General features: G+C 73.8%; 19 protein-coding genes. 8 read left to right on the top strand and 11 right to left on the bottom strand.

Features of this window, described 5'->3' with window-relative positions; all coding sequences use genetic code 11:
* The first annotated feature begins 93 nt into the window (after positions 1-93).
* Together GKC29_RS08385 and GKC29_RS08380 are read left to right on the top strand one after the other, a co-directional pair.
* A complete protein-coding gene (locus GKC29_RS08385) occupies positions 94-1,287 on the top strand; it encodes a pyridoxal phosphate-dependent aminotransferase (protein ID WP_155330277.1) in 1,194 nt (397 codons plus the stop codon).
* Complete coding sequence (locus GKC29_RS08380) at positions 1,284-2,393, top strand: low specificity L-threonine aldolase (protein ID WP_155330276.1); 1,110 nt, start codon at positions 1,284-1,286, stop codon at positions 2,391-2,393. Before GKC29_RS08385 ends, GKC29_RS08380 begins: the two co-directional genes overlap by 4 nt.
* Positions 2,394-2,818: 425 nt before the next feature.
* Here the strand turns inward: GKC29_RS08380 and glmM are convergent, their stop codons facing one another.
* The 7 genes from glmM to GKC29_RS08345 form a co-directional block, all read right to left on the bottom strand.
* Positions 2,819-4,174 carry a phosphoglucosamine mutase gene (gene glmM, locus GKC29_RS08375; RefSeq protein WP_155330275.1) on the bottom strand — a complete coding sequence of 452 codons (1,356 nt, stop codon included), beginning with the start codon at positions 4,172-4,174 and terminating at the stop codon, positions 2,819-2,821.
* Between the two features lie 114 nt (positions 4,175-4,288).
* Positions 4,289-4,753 (bottom strand): 30S ribosomal protein S9, encoded by a 465-nt coding sequence (gene rpsI, locus GKC29_RS08370; protein ID WP_030501567.1) that lies wholly within the window; start codon positions 4,751-4,753, stop codon positions 4,289-4,291.
* Between the two features lie 20 nt (positions 4,754-4,773).
* On the bottom strand, positions 4,774-5,217 hold the full coding sequence (rplM, locus tag GKC29_RS08365; RefSeq protein ID WP_091102704.1) for a 50S ribosomal protein L13: 444 nt from the start codon (positions 5,215-5,217) through the stop codon (positions 4,774-4,776).
* Positions 5,218-5,409: 192 nt separating this feature from the next.
* Positions 5,410-6,777, bottom strand: coding sequence for a NarK family nitrate/nitrite MFS transporter (locus GKC29_RS08360; RefSeq protein ID WP_155330274.1), 1,368 nt, complete (start codon positions 6,775-6,777; stop codon positions 5,410-5,412).
* 202 nt (positions 6,778-6,979) lie between these two features.
* Positions 6,980-7,273, bottom strand: coding sequence for a type II toxin-antitoxin system PemK/MazF family toxin (locus GKC29_RS08355; protein WP_155330273.1), 294 nt, complete (start codon positions 7,271-7,273; stop codon positions 6,980-6,982).
* Entirely contained in the window at positions 7,263-7,520 is a 258-nt protein-coding gene (locus GKC29_RS08350) for a DUF6364 family protein (RefSeq protein WP_155330272.1), read from the bottom strand. The genes GKC29_RS08355 and GKC29_RS08350 overlap by 11 nt, the downstream gene beginning before the upstream one ends.
* Before the next feature lie 81 nt (positions 7,521-7,601).
* Positions 7,602-8,300 (bottom strand): class I SAM-dependent methyltransferase, encoded by a 699-nt coding sequence (locus tag GKC29_RS08345; protein WP_155330271.1) that lies wholly within the window; start codon positions 8,298-8,300, stop codon positions 7,602-7,604.
* Positions 8,301-8,536: 236 nt separating this feature from the next.
* Between GKC29_RS08345 and GKC29_RS08340 the strand changes: the two genes are divergently transcribed.
* The 5 genes from GKC29_RS08340 to GKC29_RS08320 are packed head-to-tail and all read left to right on the top strand — an operon-like array spanning position 8,537 to position 15,994.
* A complete protein-coding gene (locus tag GKC29_RS08340) occupies positions 8,537-10,606 on the top strand; it encodes a molybdopterin oxidoreductase family protein (protein WP_230688960.1) in 2,070 nt (689 codons plus the stop codon).
* Complete coding sequence (locus GKC29_RS08335) at positions 10,603-12,042, top strand: FAD-dependent oxidoreductase (protein ID WP_155330269.1); 1,440 nt, start codon at positions 10,603-10,605, stop codon at positions 12,040-12,042. The genes GKC29_RS08340 and GKC29_RS08335 overlap by 4 nt, the downstream gene beginning before the upstream one ends.
* Positions 12,039-14,552, top strand: a complete 2,514-nt coding sequence (nirB, locus tag GKC29_RS08330) for a nitrite reductase large subunit NirB (RefSeq protein WP_155330268.1) — start codon at positions 12,039-12,041, stop codon at positions 14,550-14,552. The genes GKC29_RS08335 and nirB overlap by 4 nt, the downstream gene beginning before the upstream one ends.
* Positions 14,549-14,905 (top strand): nitrite reductase small subunit NirD, encoded by a 357-nt coding sequence (nirD, locus tag GKC29_RS08325; protein WP_155330267.1) that lies wholly within the window; start codon positions 14,549-14,551, stop codon positions 14,903-14,905. Before nirB ends, nirD begins: the two co-directional genes overlap by 4 nt.
* Positions 14,906-15,994 carry a uroporphyrinogen-III synthase gene (locus tag GKC29_RS08320; protein ID WP_155330266.1) on the top strand — a complete coding sequence of 363 codons (1,089 nt, stop codon included), beginning with the start codon at positions 14,906-14,908 and terminating at the stop codon, positions 15,992-15,994. It begins immediately after the preceding gene.
* Positions 15,995-16,156: 162 nt separating this feature from the next.
* Here GKC29_RS08320 and GKC29_RS08315 read toward each other — a convergent pair whose 3' ends face one another.
* From GKC29_RS08315 to GKC29_RS08300, 4 genes are all read right to left on the bottom strand, one after another.
* Positions 16,157-16,780, bottom strand: a complete 624-nt coding sequence (locus GKC29_RS08315; protein WP_155330265.1) for an ATP/GTP-binding protein — start codon at positions 16,778-16,780, stop codon at positions 16,157-16,159.
* On the bottom strand, positions 16,761-17,126 hold the full coding sequence (locus GKC29_RS08310; protein ID WP_155330264.1) for a DUF742 domain-containing protein: 366 nt from the start codon (positions 17,124-17,126) through the stop codon (positions 16,761-16,763). The genes GKC29_RS08315 and GKC29_RS08310 overlap by 20 nt, the downstream gene beginning before the upstream one ends.
* Positions 17,127-17,214: 88 nt before the next feature.
* Complete coding sequence (locus GKC29_RS08305) at positions 17,215-17,622, bottom strand: roadblock/LC7 domain-containing protein (RefSeq protein WP_030329975.1); 408 nt, start codon at positions 17,620-17,622, stop codon at positions 17,215-17,217.
* The gene (locus GKC29_RS08300) at positions 17,619-20,681 is read right to left on the bottom strand and encodes a sensor histidine kinase (protein WP_155330263.1); all 3,063 of its coding nucleotides are present in this window, start codon (positions 20,679-20,681) and stop codon (positions 17,619-17,621) included. The genes GKC29_RS08305 and GKC29_RS08300 overlap by 4 nt, the downstream gene beginning before the upstream one ends.
* A gap of 445 nt (positions 20,682-21,126) precedes the next feature.
* Here GKC29_RS08300 and GKC29_RS08295 point away from each other — a divergent pair, with 445 nt between their 5' ends.
* Complete coding sequence (locus tag GKC29_RS08295; protein ID WP_155330262.1) at positions 21,127-22,308, top strand: ABC transporter substrate-binding protein; 1,182 nt, start codon at positions 21,127-21,129, stop codon at positions 22,306-22,308.
* Positions 22,309-22,404 lie beyond the last annotated feature (96 nt).

The raw sequence follows: 22,404 nt of genomic DNA, 5'->3' as shown, positions 1-22,404 counted from the left end.
AGCGAAGGGAGCAGGACGCTACGGAGAGTCACGAAACGCCATCAACGGGCTCGACGGGTTGAACCGGCACGGCGAGTCCGTAGGCTGGCGGGCGTGACGACCGCCCACGTCGATCCCCTGGTGGCCCGGATGCGCCCGTTCGGGACGACGATCTTCGCCGAGATGTCCGCTCTCGCCGTCCGCACCGGGGCGGTCAACCTCGGCCAGGGCTTTCCGGACGCCGACGGGCCGCCGGAGATGCTGGCCGCTGCGGCCGAGGCGCTGCGGACCGGCCAGAACCAGTACCCGCCGGGTCCGGGGACCCCCGCGCTGCGCGCCGCCGTCGCGGCCCACCAGCGCTGCTTCTGGGGGCTGGAGTACGACCCGGACGGCGAGATCGTGGTGACCGCTGGCGCCACCGAGGCGATCGCGGCGGCGATCCTCGGCCTCTGCGAGCCGGGTGACGAGGTGGTCTGCTTCGAGCCGTACTACGACTCGTACGCCGCCTCGATCGCCCTGGCCGGGGCGGTCCGGCGGCCGGTCACGCTGCGTCCCGGCGCCGACGGCCGGTACGCCTTCGACCCCGACGCGCTGCGTGCCGCGTTCGGGCCCCGCACCCGGCTGGTCCTGCTGAACTCGCCGCACAACCCGACCGGCAAGGTCTTCACCGCCGACGAGCTGGCCCTGGTCGCCGAGCTGTGCCGCGAGCACGACGCGTACGCGGTCACCGACGAGGTGTACGAACACCTGGTCTTCACCGACGCCGCATCGGCGCACGTACCCCTCGCCACGCTGCCGGGGATGCGCGACCGGACCCTCCGGATCTCCTCGGCCGGCAAGACGTTCTCCTGCACCGGTTGGAAGGTCGGCTGGGCGAGCGGCCCGGCCGCGCTCGTGTCGGCGGCACTGCGGGTCAAGCAGTTCCTGACCTTCGTCAACGCCGCACCGCTGCAACCCGCGGTCACCGTGGCTCTGGGCCTCGGCGACGACTACTTCACCGCGTTCCGCGACGGCATGCAGGCCCGCCGCGACCAGTTGGTCGCCGGCCTCACCGATGCCGGGTTCGAGGTGCTCGCGCCGGAGGGCACGTACTTCGTCACCGCCGACGTCACCCCGCTCGGCGGCCGGGACGGGGTGGAGTTCTGCCGGTCACTGCCGGAGCGTTGCGGTGTGGTGGCCGTACCGACCCAGGTCTTCTACGACGACCCGGAGGCCGGCCGGCGGCTGATCCGGTTCGCCTTCTGCAAACGTCCGGAGGTGCTGACCGAGGCGGTCACCCGGCTCCGCCGGCTCGGGACGGCACGGTGAGCGGCCAGCAGGCCGAACGGCTCCGGCGGTTGGCCGCGCTGCGGGGCTGCGACGTGGTCCTGTCCGGAGCGCGTCCGGCGACCGTCGGCGAGCGGCTGGACGCGATGCGGGCCGCGCTGCCCGAGGACACCCTCCCCGACGTGTACGGCGAGGGCGGTGTGGTCGAGCACGTCGAGCACCGGATCGCCGACCTGCTCGGTACCGAGACCGCCGTCCTCTTCCCCACCGGCACCATGGCGCAGCAGGTCGCCCTCCGCCACGGCGCCGAGGTGACCGGCCGGGACGCGGTCGCCCTGCACCCGCTCAGCCACCCCCTGGTCCACGAACGGGACGCGTACGCGGTGCTCACCGGCCTGCGTGCCGCCCGCACCCCGGACGGCGCCCGGTTCCCGACCGCCGAGGAGGTCACCGACCTCGGCGAGCCGTTCGGCACGCTGCTCCTCGAACTCCCGCTGCGGGACGCCGGGTTCCTGCTGCCCACCTGGGACGAGCTGGTGGCGGTGGTCGACGCGGGCCGCGCCCGGGGCGCCCGGGTGCACGTCGACGGCGCCCGGCTGTGGGAGTCGACCGTGCACCTCGGGCGGCCCGCCCCGGCGGTCACCGCCCTGGTCGACAGCGTGTACGTCTCGCTCTACAAGTCCCTCGGGGGTGTCTCCGGGGCGGTGCTGGCCGGCGATCCGGAGCTGACCGGGTACGCCCGCGCCTGGCGGCACCGCTACGGCGGGACGGTCTTCCAGCAGTGGCCGGCAGCACTGGCCGCGCTGCACGGGCTGGACCACGAACTGCCCCGCCTGCCCGGCTACGTGGCCCACGCCCGGCTGGTCGCCGAGACGCTCGCCACGATTCCCGGGGCCCGGGTCTTCCCCGCGCCACCGCACACCCACCAGTTCCGGTTCTGGCTGCCCTACCCCGCCGACGCGCTCAACGACGCCGCCCTCGCGCTCGCGGAGGAGGAGAAGGTCTGGTTCGTGGGCCAGTGGCGGGACACCGACGTCCCCGGGCTGGCGCTGGCCGAGGTGACGGTGGCCGACCCCGCCCTGGAGCTGGACGCCGACCAGATCAGCGACCTGGCCGCCCGCTTCCTGCACCGCGTGCCGACCAGCTGACCGCGGCCCCTGTTTTGCCGGGCGCGTGCACACCGGGGCGCGGGCCGCGTGCACACCGCGGCCTTGTCCTGCCCGGCGCGTGCCGTGCCAGGGGATGCGTGCACACCGCGGCCCTGCTCCGCCGGGCACATGCACTCCGCGGCCCTTTGGACCTGATGTCGTGGATGAATCAGCCCGGACTCGCCGACATGATGTCGCGGGCGAGTCAGCTCCAAAGCCTCCGTGCGCCGCACGCCCGGGCGCCGTGACGACACCGCAGTAGTGGGCCACGGCCCGCGCGCTGTCAGCGACGCCCGAGCGCTATCGGCACAGCCGCCGGCGTTGTCGGCAACGGGCCGAGCGATGTAGCGATGGCGCCGGACGTGGGCGACCGCCGGGCGCCGCAGCGACGGCACCCGGCGTCGGAATGGGCCGGCAGGGGCCGGTCAGGCGACCGGGCTGGCGGTGCGGACCTGCTCGGCGATCCGCTCGGCCACCGAACGGGCGGTCGCCTCGGTGCCGGCCTCGACCATGACCCGGACCAGCGGCTCGGTGCCGGAGGGGCGCAGCAGCACCCGACCGGTCTCGCCCAGCTCGGCCTCGGCCCGCTCGACCTCGGCCCGCACGGCTGGCGCCGCGGCACCGACGGTGCGGTCGCCGACCGGCACGTTGATCAGCACCTGCGGCAGCCGGGTGATCACAGCGGCCAGCTCGGCCAGGGACTTCCCGGTCGCCGCCACGCGCGACATGAGGTGCAGGCCGGTCAGCACGCCGTCGCCGGTGGTCGCGTACGCGGGCATGACGATGTGCCCGCTCTGCTCGCCGCCCAGCGCGAGGCCGGACGCGCGCAGCTCCTCCAGCACGTACCGGTCGCCGACCTTGGTCTCGACCAGCCGGATGCCCTCGCGGGACATGGCCAGGCGCAGGCCGAGGTTGCTCATCACCGTGGCGACCAGCGTGTCGCCGGTGAGGGTGCCGGCCTCCCGCATGGCCAGCGCCAGGATCGCCATCAGCTGGTCGCCGTCGACCTCGTCGCCGTCGGCGGTCACCGCGACGCACCGGTCGGCGTCGCCGTCGTGGGCGATGCCCAGGTGCGCGCCGTGCTCGACGACGGCCTGGCGCAGCGCCTCGATGTGGTTCGAGCCGCACTCGTCGTTGATGTTGAGGCCGTCGGGCTCGGCGTGGATCGCGATCACCTCGGCGCCGGCCGCCTGGTACGCCGCCGGGGCCACCTCGGCGGCGGCGCCGTTGGCGCAGTCCACCACGACCTTGATCCCGTCGAGCCGGTGCGGGACGGTGCCCACCAGGTGCTGCACGTAGTGGTCGGCGCCGTCGAGCAGGTCGTGGACCCGGCCCACGCCCGCGCCGATCGGGCGCTCCCAGGCGGTGGTCGCGTTCGCCTGGACGGCCGCCTCGATCCGCATCTCGATCTCGTCCGGCAGTTTGTGCCCGCCGGCGGCGAACAGCTTGATGCCGTTGTCCGGCATCGGGTTGTGCGACGCGGAGAGCATCACGCCGAGGTCGGCCTTGGCCTCGGCGGTGAGGAACGCCACCGCCGGGGTCGGCAGCACGCCGACCCGGACGACGTTCGCACCGGCGCTGGTGAGGCCGGCCACCACGGCGGCTTCGAGCATCTCGCCGCTGGCCCGCGTGTCGCGGCCGACGACGGCCAGCGGGGGATGGCTCTTGTCCGACTCGGCGAGAGTGTGCGCGGCGGCCACCGCCACCGCGAGCGCCAACTCGGGCGTGAGATCCGCGTTCGCCCGCCCGCGTACGCCGTCAGTGCCGAACAACCGGCCCATACCCGCCAACCTCCGATGGAACTGCCGATGATGGAGAACGGAACGGCCGGGCCACCTCCCGTCGTGGGGGAGGCGGTCCGGCCGTCCGTCAGAAGTACAACGTGCAGCTGATGGTCAGCGCTTCGAGTACTGGGGAGCCTTGCGGGCCTTCTTGAGGCCGTACTTCTTGCTCTCCTTGACCCGCGCGTCCCGGGTCAGGAAGCCGGCCTTCTTCAGCGCGGGACGGTCGTCCGGCTCGCTGACGATCAGGGCCCGGGCGATGGCCAGCCGCAGCGCACCGGCCTGGCCGGTGGTGCCGCCACCCCGCAGGTTCGCGATGACGTCGAACGCCTCGGCCTTCTCGGCGGTGACCAGCGGGTCCTTGATGAGCTGCTGGTGCACCTTGCTCGGGAAGTAGGCCTCGAGGTCCCGGCCGTTGCAGGTGATCTTGCCGGAGCCCGGCACGATGCGAACCCGGACGATGGCCTCCTTGCGGCGGCCCACGGTCTGGATCGGCCGGTCACCACGGGGCGCGCGGGCGACGGGCGCCGGCGCCTCGGTGGCCTCGGGGGCGACCTCGGTGGCGGTGATGTCGGTCATGCTGCTTCCTTCGCCCGCGCTCACTGCGCGATCTGCTTGATCTCGAACGGCACCGGCGACTGCGCGCCGTGCGGGTGCTCGGCACCGGCGTAGACCTTCAGCTTCTTGATGAGCTTACGGCCGAGCTTGTTGTGCGGGAGCATCCCCTTCACGGCCAGCTCGATGGCCCGCTCGGGACGCTTGGTCAGCAGCTCGTCGTAGCCGACCTGCTTCAGGCCACCCGGGTAGCCGGAGTGACGGTAGGCGATCTTCTGCTGCCGCTTGTTGCCGGTCAGCGCGACCTTGCCCGCGTTCACGATGACGACGAAGTCGCCCGTGTCGACGTGCGGCGCGAAAGTCGGCTTGTGCTTGCCGCGCAGCAGCGTGGCGGCGTGGGTGGCCAGGCGGCCCAGCACGACATCAGAGGCGTCGATGACGTGCCACTGACGCTCGATCTCACCCGGCTTCGGGCTGTACGTACGCACAGGTCTACCTTGTCTCGTCGTCGGTCTGGGGTCGCGCGCCGGGTGACCAGGCGCGCACGAACGACCAAGCGTACCTCAGGTGGCACGCCTCTAGATGTCGCACAACAGCAGGTAACGATACCCAACGCCGTGTGGGCCGGTCAAAACGGGGGTCCGGCGCGCACGCCGGACCCCCGCGGGGGATGAGCGGACTCACACCCGGGCACGCGCCATCCGCGCTCCCGGCCGCAGGTACGCCGCCCAGGTCACCACGATCATCACCAGGAAGAACCCGACATAGAACCGCAGAGCCGGCTGGATGCCCCCGTAGGTCGACTTCGCCCAGGCATAGCAGATCGGCACGAGGAACCCACCGAACGCGCCGACCGAGGAGATGATCCCCAGCGCCCCGGCCGCCTGGCGGCGCATCGCCAGCATGATCTCCGGCGTACCGCCCAGGTCCTCCCCCTTCACCTGGAAGATTCGGGAGATCATCCGGTAGGTCGAGCCGTTGCCGATGCCGGTCGCCACGAACAGCAGCATGAACGCCAGGAAGAAGACGCCCAGCCGGCGCTCCTGCACCGACCACAGCGCCAGGTACGCCCCGCCGGCCATCAGGACGAAGCTGGCCACGGTGATGCGCGCGCCGCCGATGACGTCGGAGAGGCGGCCGCCGAACGGCCGGCAGATCGAACCCACCGCCGCGCCCAGGAACGCCCAGCTCAGCGCGATGTCCGGCCGACCGAACACGCCGTTGAGCAGGGTCGGGAAGGCCGCCGAGTAGCCGATGAACGAGCCGAAGGTGCCGATGTACAGGAACGACATGACCCAGGTGTCCCGGTGCCGCAGCGACGACCAGACCGGCCGGACGTCCGCCTTGGCCTCGACCAGGTTGTCCATGAACAGGTACGCGCAGACCGCCGCGATCACCGCGAGCGGGATGTACATCAGACCGGCCCGGGCCAGCGCGAGCCCGCCACCGAGCACGATCACCTGGGGCACCAGGAACTGCACCACCGCGACGCCGATGTTGCCGCCGGCCGCGTTCAGGCCGAGCGCCCAGCCCTTCTCGCGTTCCGGATAGAAGAACGAGATGTTCGCCATGCTGGAGGCGAAGTTGCCGCCGCCGAAGCCGGCCGTGGCGGCGATCAGCAGCAGCGGCACGAACCCGATCTCGGGATGCTGGACCGCCCAGGCCAGGCCCGCGCACGGGATGATCAGCAGCAGGGCCGAGACGATGGTCCAGTTGCGGCCGCCGAAGACCGGCACCGCGAACGTGTACGGCAGCCGCAGCAGCGCGCCGACACCGCTGGGCACGGCGGTCAGCCAGAGCGCCTGGCTGGTGGTCAACGTCCAGCCGACGTCGTCGAGCCGGACGACGACGATGCTCCAGAGCAACCAGACGGAGAAGCCGATGTGCTCGGCGAAGATCGAGTAGATGAGGTTGCGCCGGGCGATCCCCCGGCCGACGGTCCGCCAGAAGTGGCCGTCCTCCGGGGCCCAGTGCCCGATCCACCGGCCCGGCCGGCGTTGCAGGTCGATCTCCTCCGCTGTCGTCTCGGGCACGCTCGTCGTCGTCATCAGGCGCTCCTTCCGGCCGGTCCATGTCGTGGCTCGCACGACCCACCGGTCCGGCCGGTGTCGAGCGATCCTGGCCGAAAGCTAGATAGCCGCCGTTACCGGAGCGTTTCGTCGACGAGGTCGGGCAGGCAACGGTGATCGCACCGGGCCGGATGACCGTCCGTGAGAAAGCCGGATGACCGTCCGTGAGAAAGAGAGCGCGTCAGAGCTGTTGCAGGATGCGCAGCGCGCGGCCGACCCGTTGCATGGTCTCCGCGTCGGCGACGTCCACGCACTCGGTGAACCACTTCTTCATCGGGGAGGAGAGCCGGTCGGGCATCACCACCCGGTCCCCCATCTCGACGGCCAGGGGCGAGTCGCGCAGCAGCGCGGTCTCGACGACCTCCGCCACGATCACGATCGGCACCGCGGTCGAGTTGTACACGTCGGAACTGATGATCAGCCCCAGTCGTTCACGGGCGCCGGAGACGCGCCAGACCTCACCCCTACGCAGCACGCGGACGCCCGCCGAAGAGCAGGTCGTCGACCATGCCCACCTCGCGATCGTCGGCGAGGGCGGCGGACTCCAGGTCGATCCCGGCCCGGCCGACGGCGGCGGCGTGCGCCGAGAAGACCTCGCGCAGCGCCTTCTCCCGGGCGGCCTGGTCCATCCAGGCGGACAGGGACAGTCCCTCGCGCTTGGCGAACCGCCGGGCCTCCTCGATCGTCTCGTCCGAGAACGACAGGGTCACCTTGGCAGTCATGCCGACCAGATTACCCAGCGGTGTGACCGACAGTCATCCCTCGTGACGCCGGTCGACAAACCGGTCAGACCGGACTCACGGTCACACCGGCACCCGGCCGCCGAACACCGCGAACCGCCACGCCTTGAAGAAGCAGTCCACGTCGACCAGGCCCGCCTCGACCAGCCAGGCGCACTGGGCGGCGACGGGCGCCGGCCGGTCGTACGCCATCCGTTCCCGCGCGGCCGCGATCTCCGCGTCGTCCGAGCCGAGCGCGGTGGCCTGGGCGACCCACACCTCGTCGTAGCGCCGGTCCAGCTCCCGCGTCGGGCCGGCGACCTGCTCGGCGTTGACGAACACGCCACCGGGGACGAGCACGGCGGCGGCCCGCCGGTACAGCGCCCGCTTGTCGGCGTCGTCCAGGTGATGGATCGCGAGCGCGCTGACCACGGCGTCGTACCGGCCCGCCGGGATCGGGTCACCCAGGTCGGCGTGGACCGTGCGGTGCGGCACGCCGGCGGCCCGCAGATGGTCCGCGGCGACCGCCAGCATCGCCGGCGCGGCGTCCACGACGGTCACCCGCACCCCGGGCACCGCCGCGGCGACCAGCAGGGAGAGCAGCCCGGTGCCGGCGCCCAGGTCCAGCACCTCGGGGGTACGCCCCGCCGCGAGCGCGGCGCGCAACGGCGGCGCGGCCACCTCGACCGCCGTTGCGTAGAACTGGTCGAAGCAGGGCACCAGCCGGCGTCGGGCCTCGTCGTACCGGCCCGCCACGGCGTCGAACGCCTCCGCCACACTCATCGCCTCTCCCAACTTCTGGGAATTTTTTCTCACATTCTAGACCAAGCCGGCCCGCCCGCTGCCCCGGTGCGGTGTGAGCCGCTCTTGACAGGACCGAAACAAACGGGACCCGGACCGGAAACCCCTCGGCGGCACGCTTCTCGGGCATGACAGACGGTGCGCGACCTGCGACTGCACCGGGGCCCCCGCCCCGGGAGGCGGCGACGCACTGCCCGTACTGCGCCCTGCAGTGCGGCATGACGCTGCGGGAGGAGAACGGCCGGGTGGCGGTGCTGCCCCGGCAGTTCCCCACCAACCGGGGCGGTCTCTGCCAGAAGGGCTGGACCGCCGCCGAACTGCTCGACCACCCCGAGCGGCTCACCGGTCCCCTGCTGCGTGACCCGGCCAGCGGCGAACTACGCCCGGCGACCTGGGACGCCGCCCTCGACCGGGTCGCCGAGGGAATCCGAGGCGTCCAGTCCGGACACGGCCGCGACGCGGTCGCCGTCTTCGGCGGCGGCGGACTCACCAACGAGAAGGCGTACGCGCTGGGCAAATTCGCCCGGGTGGCGCTGCGGACCCGGCACATCGACTACAACGGCCGGTTCTGCATGTCCTCGGCGGCGGCGGCCGGCATGCGCGCGTTCGGCGTCGACCGGGGCCTGCCGTTCCCGCTGTCCGACCTGGGCGGGGCCGACACCCTCCTGCTGGTCGGCGCGAACCCGGCCGAGACGATGCCCCCGCTGGTGCGCTGGCTGACCGAGCAACGCCAGCGCGGCGGGAAGCTGATCGTGGTCGACCCCCGGGTCACCGCCACCGCCCGCCTGGCCGATCTGCACCTGCAACCGCTGCCCGGCACCGACCTGGCGGTGGCGAGCGCGCTGCTGCACATCGCCGTGACCGCGGGCCTGGTCGACAAGGACTACATCGCCGCCCGGACCACCGGCTTCGAGGAGGTCCGCCGGGCCGTGGCCGCGTGGTGGCCGGCGCGCGCCGAGGCGCTCTCCGGGGTGCCGGTGGCGGATCTGGAGGCGACCGCCCGGGCACTGGGCACCGGCGAGCGGGTGGTCATCCTGACCGCGCGCGGCGCCGAGCAGCACGCCAAGGGCGTGGACACGGTCACCGGGTACGTCAACCTCGCGCTCGCTCTCGGCCTGCCGGGCCGGCCCGGCTCCGGGTACGGCTGCCTCACGGGCCAGGGCAACGGGCAGGGCGGCCGGGAGCACGGGCAGAAGGCCGACCAACTCCCCGGGTACCGCCGCATCGACGACCCGGCCGCCCGCGCACACGTCGCCGGGGTGTGGGGCGTACCGGCCGACGACCTGCCCGGGCCCGGGGTGCCCGCGTACCGGCTGCTCGACTCGCTCGGCACCCCGGACGGGCCGAAGGCGCTGCTCGTCTTCGGCTCCAACCCGGTGGTCTCCGCGCCCCGGGCGACCCGGATCGAGGGCCGGCTGCGGGACCTCGACCTGCTGGTGGTGGCCGACTTCCTGCTCTCCGAGACGGCCGCCCTCGCCGACGTGGTGCTGCCGACGGCGCAGTGGGCCGAGGAGGACGGCACGATGACCAATCTGGAGGGCCGGGTGCTGCGCCGCCGCGCGCTGCGGGAGCCACCGCCCGGCGTCCGCACCGACCTGGCGATCCTCGCCGACCTCACCGCCCGCCTCGCCCAGGTGCAAGGAAGGGACCCTTCACAGTCACCAGGCGTTAACAAGGGGCCCTTCCTTCCGGCCGAGCCGGCGGCGGTGTTCGCGGAGCTGCGGCGGGCATCGGCCGGCGGGATCGCCGACTACGCCGGCATCACCTGGGAGCGGATCGACACGCACGACGGCGCGTACTGGCCCTGCCCGGACCCCGACGGGCCGGACACGCCCCGGCTCTTCGCCGAGCGCTTCCCGACCCCGGACGGACGGGCCCGGTTCCACGCGGTCGAGCACCGGCCCGCCGCCGAGGAGGTCAGCGCGGCCTACCCGCTGCACTTCACCACCGGCCGGGTGCTCGCCCAGTACCAGTCGGGCACCCAGACGCGGCGGGTGCCGGCGCTGAACCGGGCCGCTCCGGAGGCCTTCGTGGAGCTGCACCCGGACCTGGCCGGGCGGCTCGGGGTGACCGACGGCGAGCCGGTCCGGGTGGTCTCCCGCCGGGGCGAGATGGTCGCACCGGCCCGGCTCAGCACGGCGATCCGACCGGACACCGTCTTCGCGCCCTTCCACTGGGGCGGCGCGGCCCGCGCCAACTCGGTCACCAACGACGCCGTCGACCCGGTCTCCGGGATGCCGGAGTTCAAGATCTGCGCCGTGCGAGTCGAGAGGGTGGAGACGCCGTGACCGAACGGATCGTGATCGTCGGGAACGGGATGGCCGGAGCCCGACTCGCGAGCGAACTGCACGCACGCGACGGGGACCGGAAGGTCACCGTGCTCGGGGCGGAGCCGCACCGGGCGTACAACCGGATCATGCTGTCCACGCTGCTGGCGGGGAAGATCGGCGAGCCGGACGTGGAGCTGGCCGAGGTCGCCGGGCAGGGCGTCGACCTGCGAACCGCGGTGACCGTCACGGCGATCGACCGGGCGGACCGCGCGGTCCGCACCCACGACGGCGACCGGATCCCGTACGACCACCTCGTGCTCGCCACCGGCAGCCGGGCCATCGTGCCGCCGCTGCCCGGACTGGACGGCCCGGAACTGCCCGAGCGGGTGGTGCCGTTCCGCACCCTGGACGACTGCCGGCGGATCCTCGCCGTCGCCGCCGGGGCACGCCGCGTCCTCGTGCTCGGCGGCGGGCTGCTCGGGCTGGAGGCGGCCCGCGGGCTCGCCGCCCGGGGACTCGACGTGGCCGTGGTGCACCCCGTGCCGTACCTGATGGAGCGCCAGCTCGACCCGGCCGGCGCCGCGGTGCTCGCGCGGACCCTCGCCGGTCTGGGCGTCACCACCCACCTGTCGGTCCCGGCCACCGCCGTGGCGGCCGACGCCCACGGCGTACGCCTCGACCTCGCCGACGGCCGGTCGCTCGACGCCGACCTGCTGGTGCTCTCCTGCGGGGTGCGCCCCGACACGGCGCTCGCCGCGGCGGCCGGGCTGGCGGTCGAGCGGGGTGTGCTCGTGGACGACCGGCTGCGCACCAGCGACCGGTGCGTCTCGGCGATCGGCGACTGCGCCCAGCACGACGGCGCGCTGACCGGCCTGGTCGCCCCGGCGTGGGCGCAGGCGCGCGTGCTGGCGCAGGTGCTCACCGGCGAGGACCCGCTGGCCCGCTACCGGCCGAGGCCGGTGGTGACCCGGCTCAAGGCGGCCGGCATCGACCTGGCCGCGATGGGCGACCCGGCCGGCGACGGGCCCGGTGAGGAGCTGACCTTCACCGACCCGGCCCGGGGCACGTACGCCCGGCTGCGCATCCACGACGAGCGGCTGACCGCCGCGATCCTGCTCGGCGACAACCCGGCGGTCGGCACGGTCATCCAACTCTTCGACCGGGGGCAGCCGGTCCCCGCGGACCGGCGGTCCCTGCTGCTCGGCCGGGCGTTCGGCGCGGCACCGGCCGAGCCGGCCGCGACGCCGGCGCTGATGCCGGACGCGGTGACGGTCTGCCAGTGCAACAACGTCAGCAAGGGGGCGCTGGTGAGCTGCTGGCGTTCCGGGGCCCGGACAGTCGACGCCGTGGTGGCGGGGACCCGTGCCGGTACGGGCTGCGGCGGCTGCCGGGACGCGGTCGCCGGAATCGTCGAATGGCTGTCCAGCGTGGACTCGGTGGAGGTGGCGCGATGAACGGCGGCAGAGTGCTGGTCGTCGGCAACGGCATGGTCGGGCAGCGGTTCGTGGACGCGTTGCGCGCCCGGGACACGACCGGTCGCTGGCGGGTGACGGTGCTCGCCGAGGAGACCCGGCCGGCGTACGACCGGGTGCGGCTCTCGGCGTTCTTCGACGGGGTGGGCGAGGACGAACTGAACCTGCACACCCCCGACGACGGCGTCGAGTTGCGGCTCGGCGAGCCGGTCACGGCGATCGACCGGGCCCGGCGCGTGGTCACGACGGCGGCCGGGGAGTACCCGTACGACGCGCTGGTGCTGGCCACCGGGTCGTACGCCTTCGTCCCGCCGGTCGAGGGGACGGACCTGCCGGGGGTCTTCGTGTACCGCACGCTGGACGACCTGGCGGCGATCCGCGAGCACGCGCACGGCCGGCGCACCGGCGCCGTGATCGGGGGCGGCCTGCTCGGTCTGGAGGCGGCGAACGCGCTCCGGCTGCTGGGGCTCGCCACCAGCGTGGTGGAGTTCGCGCCGCGGCTGATGCCGGTGCAGGTGGACACCGCCGGCGGCGCGATGCTCCGCCGGTACGTCGAGGAGCTGGACGTGACCTGCCACCTCGGGGTCGCCACCAGCGCCCTGCGCCCCGGCCCGGACGGGTCGGTGGCCGCGCTGGAGCTGAGCGACGGCGGCCGGGTCGACGCCGACCTCGTCGTCGTCGCGGCCGGCATCCGGCCGCGCGACGAGCTGGCCCGGGCCGCCGGCCTGCCGCTCGGGCCCCGGGGCGGGGTGCTCGTCGACGACACGTGCCGGACGGTGGACGAGCGGATCTGGGCGGTCGGCGAGTGCGCGGCGGTCGACGGGACCTGCCACGGCCTGGTCGCGCCGGGTTACGCGATGGCCGAGGTGGTCGCGGACCGGCTGGTCGGTGGCGCGGCGACCTTCCCGGGCGCGGACACCGCGACCAAGCTCAAGCTGCTCGGGGTGGACGTCGCCTCGTTCGGTGACGCGCACGGCACCACCGAGGGCTGCCTCGACGTGACGTTCACCGACCCGGCCACCCGGGTGTACGCGAAGCTGGTCCTCTCCGACGACGCGAGCACGCTGCTCGGCGGGGTGCTGGTCGGCGACGCCGGCGCGTACCCGACGCTGCGGGCGAGTGTGGGCGGCCCGCTGCCCGGCCCGCCGCTGGCGCTGCTCGCGCCGGCCGGGGGCGGCGCCGGGGCGACGACGCTGCCGGGTTCCGCGCAGGTCTGCTCCTGCAACGCGGTGACCCGCGACGACATCGACGCGGCGATCGCGGGTGGCGCCGCCGACGTGCCGGCGCTCAAGGCGTGCACCCGGGCCGGCACCAGCTGCGGCTCGTGCGTACCGATGCTCAAGCAGCTCCTCGACGCCGCCGGGGTGAAGCAGTCCACGGCACTCTGCGAGCACTTCGACGCGAGCCGGCAGGAGCTGTTCGACATCGTCCGGGTACGCGGCATCCGTACCTTCTCCCGGCTGATCGCCGAACACGGCCGGGGGCGTGGCTGTGACATCTGCAAGCCGGCGGTGGCGTCGATCCTCGCCTCCCTCGGCAGCGGGCACATCCTCGACGGGGAGCAGGCGTCGCTCCAGGACACCAACGACCACTTCCTGGCCAACCTGCAACGCGACGGCAGCTACTCGGTGGTGCCACGGATCCCCGGCGGCGAGATCACCCCGGAGAAGCTGATCGTGATCGGCGAGGTGGCCCGGGACTTCCAGCTCTACACGAAGATCACCGGTGGGCAGCGGATCGACCTGTTCGGCGCGCGGGTCGAGCAGCTGCCGCAGATCTGGCGGCGGCTGGTCGACGCCGGCTTCGAGTCCGGCCACGCGTACGGCAAGGCGCTGCGCACGGTGAAGTCGTGCGTCGGGTCGACCTGGTGCCGGTACGGGGTGCAGGACTCGGTCGGACTGGCCATCGCGCTGGAGCTGCGCTACCGGGGTCTGCGCGCCCCACACAAGATCAAGTCCGCGGTGTCCGGCTGTGCCCGGGAGTGCGCCGAGGCCCGCAGCAAGGACTTCGGCATCATCGCCACCGAGACCGGATGGAACCTCTACGTCGGCGGCAACGGCGGTTTCCGGCCCCGGCACGCCGACCTGTTCGCCAGCGACCTCACCACGGCCGAGCTCGTCACCCTGATCGACCGGTTCCTCATGTTCTACATCCGCACGGCGGACCGGCTGCAACGCACCGCCGCCTGGATCGAGGCGATGGACGGCGGGCTGGACCACCTCCGCGCGGTCATCGTCGACGACTCCCTCGGCGTCTGCGCCGAACTGGACGAGGCGATGGCCCGGCACGTCGCCTCGTACTCGGACGAGTGGCGGGACGTCCTCGACGACCCCGTACGGCTGCGCCGGTTCACCTCCTTCGTCAACGCGCCCGACGTGCCCGATCCCTCGATCCGGTTCACCTCGGAACGCGGCCAACCGGTGCCCGCCCCCGCCACGGCGGCCGGCGAACGGCAGCCGGTGGCGCTCGGGATGCCGGAGGTGCGGCGATGAGCACGGCGACGAGCACGGCGACGCTCACCTGGACCGCGGTCTGCCCGCTGGACCGCCTGGACCCGGACCGGGGCGTGGCGGCACTGGTCGACGGCGTGCAGATCGCGCTGTTCCGCACCGCCGACGGCCTGTTCGCCATCGACAACCTCGACCCGGTCTCCGGGGCGTACGTGCTCTCCCGCGGGATCGTCGGCAGCCGGGGTGGCGTGCCGACGGTGGCGTCCCCGCTGCACAAGCAGGTGTACGACCTGAGTACCGGGCGCTGCCTGGACCTGCCCGGGGTCACCGTCCGGTCGCACGAGGTGCGCTGCCGCGACGGCCTGGTCGAGGTGCGGCTGAGAGGTGGTGGGTGAATGCGCGACGAACTGGCCGGCTTCACCATCGGGGTGACCGCCGACCGGCGACGGGACGAACTGGCGGCGCTGCTCCAGCGGCGGGGTGCGCGGGTGGTCCTCGCCCCCGCCCTGCGGATCGTCCCGCTGGCCGACGACACCGAGCTGCGCGAGGCGACCCGGGCCTGCCTGGACCGGCCGCCGGACATCCTGATGGCCAACACCGGCATCGGAATGCGCGGCTGGCTGGAGGCGGCCGAGGGCTGGGGGCTGGCCGAGCCGCTGCGGTCGGTCCTCGGCGAGGCGTACGTGGTGGCACGCGGCCCCAAGGCGCGGGGCGCGATCCGCGCCGCCGGCCTGCACGACCAGTGGTCCCCGGCCTCGGAGAGCTGTGACGAGGTGGTCGACCACCTGCGCCGGCGCGGCGTGGCGGGGCAGGTGATCGCCATGCAGCTGCACGGCGAGCGGCAGCCCGAGTGCACGATGGCGCTGGAGGCCGCCGGGGCGACCGTGATCGAGGTTCCGGTCTACCGCTGGGCGCCGCCCACCGACCCGGCGCCGCTGCACCGGCTGATCGACCTGGTCGCCGGCCGGCTCGTCGACGCGGTGACGTTCACCTCCGCTCCGGCCGCCGAGGCGCTGCTCCGCGCCGCCGGGGACCGCACCGACGCGGTGCTCGACGCCTTCCGCGGCGACGTGCTGGCCAGTTGCGTGGGCGCGGTGACCGCGGAGCCGTTCCTGCGACGCGGGGTCCCGGTCAGCGCGCCGCACCGGGCGCGGCTCGGTGCCCTGGTCCGAACCATCGTCGACGAACTGCCCCAGCGTACGGTCACCCTGAAGGCCGCCGGCCACCTGCTCACCCTGCGCGGGCACGCGGCCCTGGTCGACGGGGACCTGCGCCCGCTGGCGCCGGCCCCGATGGCGGTGCTGCGGGCGCTGGCGGCCGCCCCGGGGCGCGTCCTGTCCCGGACCGCCCTGCTGCGGACGCTGCCGCGCGGCGCGGACGAGCACGCGGTGGAGATGGCGGTGGCGCGACTCCGCGCCGGCCTGAAGGCCCCAAGGGTCGTCCAGACGGTAGTGAAACGGGGCTACCGCCTCCGCGTGGACTGACGTGGAAGGAAGGGCCCCCTCTTAACGCCTGCGGTAGAGGAAGGGGCCCCTCTTAACACCACCACCGGGCCGCCGCCGGGCCGCCGCCGGGCCGCCGCCGGGCCGCCGCCGGGCCGCCGCCGGGCCGCCGCCGGGCCGCCGCCGGGCCGCCGGGCCGGGCCGTCAGCCGACCGGGGCCGGGTAGCCCCGGTCGTGCTCGGCCTGCAGGCGCGTCATGGCGTGCTCGACGACGGTCACCAGCACCTGCTTGACGGCGTCCCGGTGCCGGGCGTCGGTCATGACCAGCGGCACGTCGGCCGGGATGGCGAGCGCCTCCCGCACCTCGTCCAGTTCGTACTCGGGGGCGCCGTCGAACTTGTTGAGCGCCACCACGTACGGCAGGTTGCGGTTCTCGAAGTAGTCCAGCGGCGCGAACGCGTCGGTGATGCGGCGGGTGTCCACCAGGACCGCCGCGCCCACCGCGCCCCGGATGATCTCGTCCCACATGAACCAGAACCGGGTCTGGCCCGGCGTGCCGAACAGGTACAGGATCAGGTCCTGTGCCATCGTGATCCGGCCGAAGTCCATGGCGACCGTGGTGGTCTCCTTGCCGGGCACCTTGGACGGGTCGTCGATGCCGACGCCGGCCGCCGTCATGACCGCCTCGGTGGTCAACGGGGTGATCTCCGAGATGGCGCCGACCAGCGTCGTCTTGCCGACGCCGAAGCCACCCGCGATGACGATCTTCGCGGAGATGATCTCCCGGCTGCGGCTCGCCCCGGCGGGGTCATAGTTCGCGAAGTCCACTTAGCACCCTTCCAAGCAGGTTCATCCGCTCCTCGTACCCCACGGCGGGAGCGGCGGTGTGTAGCGTCAGCAGGCCCTCGGCCACCATGTCGGCGACCAGCACCCGGGTGACGCCCAGCGGCATCCGGGTGTACGCGGCGATCTCCGCCAGCGACTGCGCCCGGCCCTCGCAGACCGTCGCGATGCGGTGCTTGTCGTGCCCCGCGAAGCGGGACTCGGCGACCGCTGTGGCACTCGCGGACAGCACCGCCTCCAGGGCGATGTCCTGCCGCGGCTCGGTCCGGCCCCGGGTGACCGCGTAGGGGCGTACCAGCTCGCCACGCGGGTCCGCACGCCGGTGATCCATCCGCGGTCACCTCCCCTCTGCCGGTCCGGAGCCCTCCGGCACCGGATCACCTGTCCCAGGTCGGCGCGGGCGAGCGCCGCGCCCCGGGCTACGAACGCACCGCGTCCCGCGGCAGCGGCACCAGTGCGGCGCCGACCCGTTCCACCAGGAGCGCCATCTCGTACCCCACCTGGCCGACGTCGCAGCTGCGGGCCGCGAGCACGGCCATCGACGAACCGTCACTGATCGACATCAGGAACAGGTAACCGCTGTCCATCTCGATGACTGTCTGAAGCACCCCGCCGGCGCTGAACATCCGGGCCGCGCCCTCGGTCAGGCTCACCACACCGGAGGTGATCGCCGCGAGCTGGTCCGCCCGGTCCGCAGGCAGGTCCCGGGAGGAGGCGAGCAGCAGCCCGTCGGCGGACACCGCCACCACGTGGGCGATGCCCGCCACGCTGTCGGCGAAGTTGGTGAGCAGCCAACCCATGTCCTGCATGGCAGCTGGCCTGTTCATCGGCTCGTCTCCTTGGTAGAGGTGCTGTTCAGATCCGTGCCGGCCGCCCGCCCGCGCTGCACACCGCGGTGGTAGGCCGACAGGAGACCACGTACGTCGTCCGGCGTCCGCCGGGTGCGTTCCTGGGTACGGGGCTCGATGCCCCCGGGAACGAGCTGCGCCTGCGGCCTCCGCTTCGGCAGACCGGAGCGGGTGGTGCCGTCGGTGGCCGGCTCGGCGGCCCGGCCGGCCCGGGACCAGCCCTCGTCGGCCGCGGTCCGCCACGCGTCCGCGTCGGCCGCCGGCGCCGGCGCGGCCGCGGGCGGCTCCGTGGCCGCCGTCGCGTCCGCGGCGGCCGGCCGACCGGCCGTCGCGGCGGGCGGGGCGTACGACGGCGGTGGCGGCTGCGCGGGCGGCGCCGCCGACGTGCCGGGCACCCGGGTGGGCAGCTTCGGCCGGGCCGGTGTCTCCTCCGCCGCCGGACGGTCCCTGGCCGGCGTGGCCGGCGGGCCGAAGTCCGGCCGGGCGAAGATGGCGGTGGCGTCGTTGCCGTGCGACCGGAACCAGACCGCCTCCATCTCCCGGAAGATCGGGGCCTCCGCCGGGAGGTCGACCGGTGGCGTGATCGGCGGGGTCGGTGCCAGCGACGCGGTGGCCGCCAGCCCCGCGCCGAGCCCGCCGCCGAACCCGCCGCCGGTCGACCCGCTGCCGGGGGCGGCACCGGTCGCGGCGCCCGTACCGACGGCGGGGAAGGCCCCCGTGGCGGTCGTGGCGGGGGTGTCCGCGGCGGGGCGGCGGGGCAGCGGGTCCAGCGTCGCGTACGCGGCCGTCGGCGCACCCGTGGCGAGGCCACCGGCGAACGCCGGCTGCACCGGGGCGACCGTGGGCTGCGCCCCCGTCCGGCCGCCCGCCTGGACCGGCGAGGTGGTGTCGCGAGCCTGCTCCGGCGCCTGCCACAGCGCCGGTGGCGCCTGGTCGGTGCGCCAGGGGTCCGGGAGGGTGGCGGTCCGCGTCGCGCCGGCCAGCGGTTCGCCGAGGCCGACCGGGGTGAGCGGGGTCTGCTCCACGGCCAGCGGCTGGCGCGGCCGGGCGATCGGCTCCCGTCCCCGGGTGGGCAGAACCACCGTGGTCGTCGGCAGGGTCACCTGGGCGACGGTGCCGCCCTCGACGTTGCGGCGCAGCTCGACCCGGATGCCGTAGCGGGCGGCGAGCCGGCTCACCACCGCCAGACCCATCAGCCGGAACGCCGCGACGTCGACGGTCGGCGGCTCGGCGAGCCGCCGGTTGAGCGAGTCCAGTTGCTCCTCGGACAGGCCGAGGCCGCGGTCCTCGACCTGGATCAGCACGTAGTCGCGGATCCGCCGCGCGTCGGCGACCACCGTCGTGTTCGGCGGGGAGAAGCGGGTGGCGTTGTCGAGCAGTTCGGCGACCAGCCGGACGACGTCGTTGACCGCGTGCGCGGCCACCGAGACGTCGGTGTCGACCGTGCCGAACTCGATCCGGTTGTACAGCTCCACCTCGGACTGCGCGGCGCGCAGCACGTCGACCAGCAGGGCGTCCTCCCGGCGCGGGACGGCCGAGTCGGCACCCGCGAGGACCAGCAGGTTCTCGTCGTTGCGGCGCATCCGGGTCGCCAGGTGGTCCAGCTCGAAGAGCCGCGCCAGCCGCTTCGGGTCCTCCTCGCTGCGCTCGATCGCGTCCAGTTCGCCGATCATGCGGTCGACCAGCGTCTGGCTCCGACGGGCCAGGTTGAGGAACATCGCCGAGACGCTCGTCCGCAGCGCGGCCTGCTCGGCGGCGACCCGGACCGCCTCCCGGTGGACCACGTTGAAGGCGAGCGCGACCTGGCCGACCTCGTCGCGGTTGGCGAGCTTGATCGGGTCGTGTACCTGTCGGACGATCTCGTCGACACCGCCGTCGCCGACGGTCTCCATGCTCTGGAGCCGGCGCACCGCGTCCGGCAGGTCGTGGTTGGCCACCGCGAGGGCGCCCTCCCGCAGCCGGTGCAGCGAGTGGTTCAGCGAACGCGCCAGCACCACGGCGAGGGTGACCGCGATGAGGAGCGTGAGGAGCACCAGCAGCGACTCGACCACGGCCTGCCGGAGAACGTCCGCGCGGGCCTGCTCGACCTGGGTCAGCAGCTCGTCCTGGAGCCGGATCTCGGCCCACCGCATGAGGTCGTTGACCGCGCCGATCGCGGCGCTCGCGTCGCGGGCGGTGACCAGGGGCCGCTGCCCGACCGAGCGGGTGATGTCGGAGGCGACCCGGTCGGCCAGCGTCACCGCGTCGCCGGAGACGGTGCTGTCCACCAGTGCGCGCTGCGTCGGGTCGGCCGCCAGGGAGAAGGCGAGCAGCGCCTCCTGCTGGCTGGTCAGGGTCGCCACGAAGGAGGAGAACTGCTCCTCGTCGATCCGGCCGGCGCTCAGCGCGGTGTAGGCGACCGACTCCTCCTCGGCGACGGCGGCCTTGGCGCGGGCGAAGGCGGCGACCGCACGACGGGCGTCCGCCAGCCGCTCCTCGCCGGGCAGTTGGGCCAGGCCGTCGCCGTACGCGACCAGGTCGGTCAGGATGACGCCGTACCGCAGCGACGCCTCGGCGACAACCATCTGCCGGCGGTCCAGCACCTGCTGCCGGGTCGCGTCGAGGGTTTCCAGGTGGTCGTCGATGGCCGCCAGGCGGTCGCGGACCGCGGCCGGCGCCGCGCCGACGCGCTCGCGCTCCTCCCGGTAGGCCTTCACCCGCTCGTCGGTGCTGCGCACCCGCAGGTTGTACGCGTCGGCGCGCTGCTCGGGCGCCGCGAGGTAGGCGGACGCGGCCATCCGCTCGGCGTGCAGGTCCTGGGCGAGCGCGGAGACGTCGACGGAGAGCTCGGTGAGCGCCTCGGCGCGGGAGGCGTCGTACGCGTCCGCGCCGACGGCGACCAGGCGGACCGCGGCCAGCGCGATGACCGCGGCGACCGGCACGACCAGGATCAGCGCCAGCTTGGACCGGATCCGGGCGTCGCGGAGCCGGGGCAGGCGGCGGCGACTCGACCGGTCACGGTCGCCGCCTGCGGGCAGGGTCGTCGGTCCGGTGCTCACGACATCGCCTCCGTCGTTTCTTCCACGCCTGACCCGCCGACCCGTGCCTGGTGCAGCGGAGAGCCCACGCGCGGCACGGCCGCGATTTCATCAGACGGGATGTGGTTTGGGAAGCCGCAGTGAGGCAGGAAACGGTCGGACGGCACCGAACAGGCGCTCGACTCCCTCGCTGACGCCAGTGTCCCGACGCTCTGAACAGGCATTGTTGACGGTGAGTGGCGACACATGCCGGATCGGTGAGCGTTTGCAAACTTTGTGTTACCTCAACATGTGGGATCGGCGTCCCGAAAAGCCTCTCCACCGCCCGCTTGACCGCAGCGTCCGACATTGGCAAGGTTTTGCAGGCTTTCGCGCTCACCGTACGGCACGACAGATCCGTCCTCCACTGAGGATGGTCGATTCCGGCGGTGCCCGGGCCGCGCCCACGTCCACCTGGAGGACAACGTTGAGCCCCATCCGCTCCGCGACCGTCGCGGCGCTCGCCTCGGCCGTCCTGGCCACCACGCTCACCGCCTGCCAGTTCGGCGGTGAGGAGCGGGACACCAGCCCCATCGTCATCGCCGCGGACCTCGAACTCTCCGGGGCGTCCGCAACCGTCGGCAAGGCGTACCAGCGAGCCCTGGAACTGAAGGTCGAGCAACTGAACTCCTCGGGCGCGCTGGACGGCCGGCGCGTCGAACTCACGGTCAAGGACAATCGCTCCGACGCGAGCGAATCGTTGCGCAACATCAACGATTTCGGTGCTGACCCGCGGGTCAGCGCGATCATCATGGGCGGCTGCAACGAATGCGCGGTCGGCGCCGTGCGCACCATCGACGAAAAGCGGGTGCCCACCATCGCGCTGGCCCCCTCCGGCGCCGTCACCAACCCGGTCGGCCAGCGCCGGTACGTGTTCAAGCTGGCCCCGAACGCCGCCGACAACGCCGCCGCCCTCACCGGTGAACTGCGGCGCGGCGGTGCCCGCGAGGTCGGCCTGCTGCACAGCGACGACGACTACGGCCGGGAGGGGCTCGCGGCGCTCCAGCGCGAGTTCGCCAAGGCCGGCGTGAAGGTACGCCGGGTGGAGCAGGTCCGTGCCACCGACACCGACGTCGCCCGCCAGGTCGGCGCGGTCACCACCGGCAAGCCCGACGCCCTGGTGCTCTGGACGCCCCCGGAGCAGGCGAGCCTCGCCGCCGTGGCGGCCCAGGCGGCCGGCTTCCGCGGCTCGCTCTACCTGGACGCCTCGGCCGCCGGGGACCTCTTCCTCGGCACGGCGGCACGGGCCACCGAACGCGCCACCCTGGTGTTCACGCAGACCATGGTGATCGACGACGTCATCGCCACCACGCCGGCGAAGGCGGCCCGGCGGCAGTGGTTCCAGGACTACACCGCCCGGTTCGGCGGCTACCACGGCTCGTCCTCGTTCGCCGCGGACGCCGTCCAGCTGATCGCCGACGCCGCGGTGCGCGCGGGCGGCGAGCCCGGCGCGGTCAACCGGGACGGCATCCGCGACGTGCTGGAGACGTCCCAGTTGGACGGTCTGTCGGGACCGATCCGGATGACCCCGGACAACCACTCCGGCCTGATGCCGCAGGCGTTGACCACCCTGGTCGCGCGGAACGGCCGCTGGCGGCTGGCCGGCTGACCGCCGCCGTACGGGCGCTGCCGCTCGCCGGCCGGGCCGCGGCGTCCGCGCGGCATCGCCTCACCGGGCCCACACGGGTCCGCTCAGCGGGCCGGT

Source organism: Micromonospora sp. WMMC415, from assembly GCF_009707425.1.
GTDB lineage: Bacteria > Actinomycetota > Actinomycetes > Mycobacteriales > Micromonosporaceae > Micromonospora.
This window is presented reverse-complemented; position numbering and strand designations above follow the sequence as displayed.

Excerpts from the sequence above, each read along its gene's own strand:
- GKC29_RS08320 (WP_155330266.1), top strand. The coding sequence starts at position 14,906 with ATGCGCGACGAACTGGCCGGCTTCACCATCGGGGTGACCGCCGACCGG.
- GKC29_RS08360 (WP_155330274.1), bottom strand. The coding sequence starts at position 6,777 with ATGACGACGACGAGCGTGCCCGAGACGACAGCGGAGGAGATCGACCTG.
- GKC29_RS08345 (WP_155330271.1), bottom strand. The coding sequence starts at position 8,300 with ATGAGTGTGGCGGAGGCGTTCGACGCCGTGGCGGGCCGGTACGACGAG.
- glmM (WP_155330275.1), bottom strand. The coding sequence starts at position 4,174 with ATGGGCCGGTTGTTCGGCACTGACGGCGTACGCGGGCGGGCGAACGCG.
- GKC29_RS08350 (WP_155330272.1), bottom strand. The coding sequence starts at position 7,520 with ATGACTGCCAAGGTGACCCTGTCGTTCTCGGACGAGACGATCGAGGAG.
- nirD (WP_155330267.1), top strand. The coding sequence starts at position 14,549 with ATGAGCACGGCGACGAGCACGGCGACGCTCACCTGGACCGCGGTCTGC.
- rpsI (WP_030501567.1), bottom strand. The coding sequence starts at position 4,753 with ATGACCGACATCACCGCCACCGAGGTCGCCCCCGAGGCCACCGAGGCG.
- GKC29_RS08305 (WP_030329975.1), bottom strand. The coding sequence starts at position 17,622 with ATGAACAGGCCAGCTGCCATGCAGGACATGGGTTGGCTGCTCACCAAC.
- GKC29_RS08340 (WP_230688960.1), top strand. The coding sequence starts at position 8,537 with ATGACGCTGCGGGAGGAGAACGGCCGGGTGGCGGTGCTGCCCCGGCAG.
- nirB (WP_155330268.1), top strand. The coding sequence starts at position 12,039 with ATGAACGGCGGCAGAGTGCTGGTCGTCGGCAACGGCATGGTCGGGCAG.
- GKC29_RS08310 (WP_155330264.1), bottom strand. The coding sequence starts at position 17,126 with ATGGATCACCGGCGTGCGGACCCGCGTGGCGAGCTGGTACGCCCCTAC.